The following is a 798-nucleotide window of genomic DNA, read 5'->3' on the forward strand; positions in this document are numbered from 1 at the left end:
CGGTATCGGCGTGGCGGCGACGCTCGTCTACTACCAGCGCCTTGCCGCCGCCGTCGACCGGCTTGGCGGCAAGCTCGAGCTGACCATCGTGCACGCCGATGTGCAGGAGCTGATCCGCAACAATCTCGCCGACGCGCGCGAGGCGCAGGCCGAGGTCTACCTCCGCCACATCGAGCGCCTGCGCGACGCCGGCTGCGATTGCGCCGCCATCACCTCGCTCGGCGGTCATTTCTGCTTTGACGAGACCGTCGCGCGCAGCCCGTTGCCGCTGATTTCGGCCGTGGCGCCGCTGGACGATTTCCTCGCGGACCAGGGGCTGCACCGGGTCGGCCTGCTCGGCACCCGCGTGGTGATGCGCACCCGCCTCTACGGCCAGCTCTCACGCACCGAGGCGGTGACCCTGGACGACCGCATCGACGAGCTGGGCCAGAGCTACCAGGACATGGCCGTCGCCGGCACCTGCACGCGCGAACAGCGAATGCAGTTCCTGCACGCCGGACGGCAGATGGTGGACGAGCTCGGCGCCGAGGCGGTGGTGCTCGCTGGCACCGATCTCAACCTCGCCTTCGAGGGCGCCGCCCCGGGCTACCGCGTGGTGGATGCGCTCGACGTGCACGTCGACCTGCTGGCCCGCCTCGCGACCGGCCACGCCACGCTGTGAGACTCCGGGCGGCCTGCCTGCTGGCAGTGCTCGCGGCAAGCCCCGCGCGGGCCGAGACCGCGGCGGAATGCGCCGCCTACTGGCAGGCGTTGGCGGGGGTCTGGCGCGACTACCCCGGGGTCTGGACCGCCCCCGAC

At 72.1% G+C, this 798-nt stretch carries 1 protein-coding gene; it reads left to right on the forward strand.

The features are described from left to right. A partial coding sequence (locus HC022_RS27925) for an aspartate/glutamate racemase family protein (RefSeq protein ID WP_167454531.1) occupies positions 1-661 on the forward strand: 661 nt, incomplete at its 5' end. Positions 662-798 lie beyond the last annotated feature (137 nt).

The sequence above is a fragment of the Salipiger sp. HF18 genome (genome assembly GCF_011806505.1).
GTDB classification, from domain to species: domain Bacteria; phylum Pseudomonadota; class Alphaproteobacteria; order Rhodobacterales; family Rhodobacteraceae; genus Salipiger; species Salipiger thiooxidans.